Below are 4,915 nucleotides of genomic sequence, written 5' to 3'. Positions count from 1 at the left end.
AATCCTGGCTCGTACCGGTCTTGCCGGCGGCCTCCCAGCCGGGGATCTCCGCCTTGCGGGCCGTTCCGGTGAGCAATGTCTCCCGCATCATCGCATTCATCATGCCGGCGACGCCGGGCTCCATGACGCGGCCGAACCCGCCGCCGGGCCGGCGGTAGATCACGCGCCCGCGCTCGCCCTTCACCTCGGCGATCAGGTACGGGATCACGCCCGTGCCGCCATTGGCGAAAGCCGCGAAGGCTCCGACGAGCTCGACCGGCGAGACCTCCGAGGTGCCAAGCGCGATCGAGGCATTGGGCTTCAGGGCCGAGGCGATGCCCAGGCGGCGGGCGGTGCTGACGACGGCCTGCGGCCCGACTTCAAGGCAGAGCCGCACCGAGACGGTGTTCAGCGACAGCGCGAGCGCGTCCCGCAGCGTCACGGGGCCGCGATAATCCCGGGAGTAATTCTCCGGGTTCCAGCCTTTCACGGTAATCGGCGCATCGTCCCGCACGCTGTCGGGCGTGAGCCCGCGCTCGAGGGCGGCTAGATAGACGAAGGGTTTGAAGGCCGAGCCCGGCTGGCGTTTCGCGGTGGTGGCCCGGTTGAACTGGCTCTCCGCGTAGTTGCGGCCGCCGACGAGCGCCCGGATCGCGCCGTCCGGCCGCATGGCGACGAAGGCCCCCTGCTCGACGCCGAATTTCTTGCCCTTCGTGTTGAGCTCGTCGACCACGGCGCCCTCGGCCGCGGCCTGGAGCGACGGCACGATCGTGGTCACGACCGTGATGTCGCCCGCGACCGTGCCGATGAAGTCGTCGAGCACGTCCATGACGAGGTCGGCCGCGTAATTGGCCGAACCGGCGCCGGCGCGCCGCACCGATTTCGCCGGACTCTCCAACGCCGTCTTGAGCTGGTCCGGCTTGATGAAGCCTTCCTCGGCCATGGCGGCCAGCACCATCGCGGCCCGAGCGCGCGCCGCATCCGGGTTGCGGTTCGGGGCGAGGCGGGACGGGGCCTGGACGAGGCCGGCCAGCGTCGCCGCCTCAGCGACCGAGACCTCCCGGGCGGGCTTCGCGAAATAGCGCTGCGCGGCCGCCTCGACCCCGTAGGCGCCGGCGCCGAAATAGACCCGGTTCAGGTAGAGCTCGATGATCTGGTCCTTGGAGAAGCGATGCTCGAGCCAGAGGGCCAGGATCGCCTCCTGGATCTTGCGCGACGCGGTCCGCTCCTGGGTGAGGAACAGGTTCTTGGCCAGCTGCTGGGTCAGGGTCGAGCCGCCCTGCATGCCGCCGCGCCCGGCGACGTTCTTCACCACCGCCCGGGCGATGCCGACGGGGTCGATGCCGAAATGCGAGTAGAAGCGCCGGTCCTCGATCGCCACGAAGGCGCGCGGGAGATGGGTCGGCAATTCCCCGATCGCGACCGTGCGGCCGCCCGTCTCGCCGCGATTGGCGAGGAGCGTGCCATCGGCGGCCAGGATGGCGATATTCGGCGGCCGTTTCGGCACGGCGAGCTGGTCGATCGGGGGCAGCTGGGTCGCGTGGTAGGCGACGATGGCGACGAGCGCGATCAGGCCCCAAAGGGAGAGGAGCACGCCGCCATAGAGAAGATGGCGGATCAGCCCACGCCGCGGCTTGCGGCTGGGGCCCCGCGCGGGAGCCTTCTCGGCACGCTTCGCCCTTGCTGCCATGCCGCTCCCGACCCGATCGGAGCGGGTCAGCGCGATGTCGAGTTCCCCGGATCCGGCCGAGCGGCCGAAGGTGGGCTCCCGCCGCTCACGCCCGGCCCCCCGCCGGTCAGCCATCGCCATCCTCGCTTCGCCCGGCCAGCCTCACGCCGGCCACACCGAACCCGATCACGCTACGGTGCGCGATTTAAGGTCACGTAAAGCGGCGGTTCGTCGTGCTGGCGCCCAGTGCGTTCCTTTTCCCTTTGCGGGAGAATGTGGCAGCGCGAAGCGCTCACGGATGAGGGGTGCGCCGTGACTCCTCATCCGGCCGCTCTGACGAGCGACTCGACTTCTCCCGCAAGGGAGAAGCGGGCGGGGGATTGCTCAGCCCGGCGCGCGCTCGAGAAGTTCGATCGCGACGTCGTCCGGCCCGCGGATGAAGGCGATGCGGAGGCCCGGCCGGAACTCGACCGGCTCGAGAGTGAATTCGATTCCTTTCGCCTTCAGCTCTGCGGCCGCGGCGTCGAGATCGGGGACCTTGAGGCCGAAATGCTCCAGCCCGCGATGCGGGCGGGAAGCAGCCGGCGTCGTTCCGTCCGGAACGCGATCGATGAAGATGTTCAGGCCCGGGAAGGTGACGGTGACCCGCAGCAGCTTGTCCGTCTCCACCCGGTCGCCGAGCGTCGCGCCGAGATGGTCGGTGTAGAACCGCCCCGCCGCGTCGGGGTCGAGGCTGCGCAGGTGGATGTGGTCGAAGACGGCCCCGAACATCATCGTCGCCCCGCCCTCAATGCGCCATCGCCTTGTTGATCTGGTCGACCATCTTCTTCGCGTCGCCGAACAGCATCATGGTGTTGTCGTTGAAGAAGAGCGGGTTCTCGACGCCGGCATAGCCGGAGCCCATGCCGCGCTTGATGAACAGCACCGTCTTCGCCTTTTCGACGTCGAGGATCGGCATGCCGTAGATCGGCGAGGACTTGTCGGTCTTGGCGGACGGGTTCGTGACGTCGTTCGCGCCGATCACGAAGGCGACGTCGGCCTGCGGGAACTCGCCGTTGATATCCTCGAGCTCGAACACCTCGTCATAGGGCACGTTCGCCTCGGCCAAGAGCACGTTCATGTGGCCTGGCATGCGGCCGGCAACCGGATGGATCGCGTATTTCACCTGGACGCCCTCCTTCTTCAGGAGGTCGGTCATCTGGCGGAGCGCGTGCTGGGCCTGGGCCACCGCCATACCGTAGCCCGGCACGATGATGACCTTCTCGGCATTCGCCATGATGTAGGCGGCATCCTCGGCCGAGCCCTGCTTCACCGGCCGGGTTTCCGCCGCGCCGGCGGGGCCCGCACTTTCGCCGCCGAACCCGCCGAGAATGACCGAGACGAAGCTTCGGTTCATGCCCCGGCACATGATGTAGCTGAGGATCGCGCCCGAGGACCCGACCAGGGCGCCCGTCATGATCAGCGCCAGGTTGTGCAGCGTGAATCCGATGCCGGCCGCGGCCCAGCCCGAATAGGAGTTCAGCATCGACACGACGACCGGCATGTCGGCGCCGCCGATCGGGATGATCAACGTCACGCCGAGCACGAAGGCGACGAGGACGATCATCCAGAAGGCGAAGTGGCTCTGCGTCCTGATGAGAACGACGATCAGGATCACGAGCGCGACCGCGAGCGCGATGTTGATGAGGTGGCGCTGCGGCAGGAGGATGGGCTTGCCCGACATGCGGCCGTCGAGCTTCAGGAAGGCGATCACCGAGCCCGTGAAGGTGACGGCGCCGATCGCGACGCCGAGGGACATCTCGAAGAGCGAGCCGCCGAAGATGCGGCCGGTGGCCGGGTTGACGATGCCGAAGGCCTGGGGGGCGTAGAGCGCCCCCGCCGCGACGAGGACCGCGGCCAGACCGACGAGGGAGTGGAAGGCCGCGACCAGCTGCGGCATCGCCGTCATCGGCACGCGCCGAGCGACCACCGCGCCGGCGGCACCGCCGATCCCGAGGCCGAGGATCACGAGCAGCCAGGCAAAGGCGCCGGAGGGCGGGGAGCCTGCGAGGGTCGTGATGATCGCGATCCCCATCCCGACCATGCCGAACAGGTTGCCCTGTCGCGAGGTCGTCGGATGCGACAGGCCCCGGAGGGCCAGGATGAAGAGGATGCCGGAGACGAGGTAGAGGAGGGCGGAGACGTTGGCGGACATCGTCTCAGCCCTTCTTCTTGTACATCGACAGCATCCGGTTCGTGACCAGGAAGCCGCCGAAGATGTTCACCGAGGCGAGGATCACGGCCAGGAAGCCGAAGAAGCGTGCCCAGCCGTGCCCGGCAAGCCCGGGCCCGACCGCAACCGCCACCGAGAGGAGGCCGCCGACCACGATCACGGACGAGATCGCGTTCGTGACCGACATGAGGGGCGTGTGCAGGGCAGGGGTGACCGACCAGACCACGTAATAGCCGACGAACACGGCCATCACGAAGACCGCGAGTTCGAAGACGATCGGGTCGACATGGCCGCCGGTCGCCGCACTCGCCGCCTGGGAGAGGCCTGGCACGACCTGGTCGAGATAGGATTGCGTCGCCTCGGCCGCCTGCCGGGCTTGGCCCGCCGACAGCTTCGCGGCCTCCAGCGCCTGTTCGTTGGTCATGGCGTCATCCACGCGAGAACCTTCTCCCCATGGGGAGAAGTAAGAGTGAGGGGGGCGCGACCATGCGGTCCGGCAGAGCCGGCTGCATGGTGGAGGGGGCTGCCGGCCGAGGCAAATGATCAGCCTACAGCGTCACGGCGTCGGCAACGGTGGGTGCGGGTCCGGCAGGAGCAGGAGCAGGAGCAGGAGCCGCGACCGCCGGTGTCGCGGCCGTGGCCAGGGCCGGCTGCGATGCCGTCGGTTGGGCGGAGGCGCCGAAGAGCGAATGCACCACCGCGCCGTCGCGGGTCAGCAGCGTCGCCTGGACGAGCTCGTCGTCCCACTTCACCGCAAGCGCTTTCGACGCCTTGTCGACCAGCGTCTCGACGAAGGCGTAGAGGTTACGGGCGTAGAGGCTGGACGCGGTCGCCGCGAGGCGGCCCACATTCGAATAGCCGACGAGCTTCACGCCGTTCGGGCTGGTCGTCATCTCGCCGTCCCGGGCGCCCTCGACATTGCCGCCGCGCTCGACCGCGAGGTCGATCAGGACCGAGCCCGGCCGCATGGCGGCCACCATCTCGCCGGAGACGAGTTTCGGGGCCGGCCGGCCCGGGATCAGCGCCGTCGTGATGACGATGTCCTGCTTGGCGAT

4 protein-coding genes and 1 pseudogene are annotated in these 4,915 nt (G+C 68.8%); all 5 read right to left on the bottom strand.

Annotation, left to right across the window (positions count from 1 at the left end):
• On the bottom strand, nt 1-1,783 hold a 1,783-nt coding region (locus tag ACFE87_RS24615), incomplete at its 3' end, for a transglycosylase domain-containing protein (RefSeq protein ID WP_375462293.1).
• 249 nt (nt 1,784-2,032) lie between these two features.
• Nucleotides 2,033-2,422, bottom strand: a complete 390-nt coding sequence (locus ACFE87_RS24610; protein ID WP_375462292.1) for a VOC family protein — start codon at nt 2,420-2,422, stop codon at nt 2,033-2,035.
• A 13-nt stretch (nt 2,423-2,435) separates the two neighbouring features.
• A complete protein-coding gene (locus tag ACFE87_RS24605; RefSeq protein WP_375462291.1) occupies nt 2,436-3,842 on the bottom strand; it encodes an NAD(P)(+) transhydrogenase (Re/Si-specific) subunit beta in 1,407 nt (468 codons plus the stop codon).
• A 4-nt stretch (nt 3,843-3,846) separates the two neighbouring features.
• Nucleotides 3,847-4,284 (bottom strand): NAD(P) transhydrogenase subunit alpha, encoded by a 438-nt coding sequence (locus tag ACFE87_RS24600; protein WP_375462290.1) that lies wholly within the window; start codon nt 4,282-4,284, stop codon nt 3,847-3,849.
• A gap of 124 nt (nt 4,285-4,408) precedes the next feature.
• Nucleotides 4,409-4,915, bottom strand: a pseudogene (locus ACFE87_RS24595) (NAD(P)(+) transhydrogenase (Re/Si-specific) subunit alpha); the annotation flags it as partial.

This window comes from uncultured Enterovirga sp. (assembly GCF_964242715.1).
In the GTDB taxonomy this organism is placed as follows: Bacteria; Pseudomonadota; Alphaproteobacteria; order Rhizobiales; family Beijerinckiaceae; genus Enterovirga.
The sequence above is the reverse complement of the archived record's forward strand: the minus strand, read 5'-3'. Positions and strand labels throughout refer to the sequence as shown.

Bases quoted from the DNA above. Each gene is read 5' to 3' on its own strand.
- ACFE87_RS24610 (WP_375462292.1), bottom strand. From the start codon at position 2,422: ATGATGTTCGGGGCCGTCTTCGACCACATCCACCTGCGCAGCCTCGAC.
- ACFE87_RS24605 (WP_375462291.1), bottom strand. From the start codon at position 3,842: ATGTCCGCCAACGTCTCCGCCCTCCTCTACCTCGTCTCCGGCATCCTC.
- ACFE87_RS24600 (WP_375462290.1), bottom strand. From the start codon at position 4,284: ATGACCAACGAACAGGCGCTGGAGGCCGCGAAGCTGTCGGCGGGCCAA.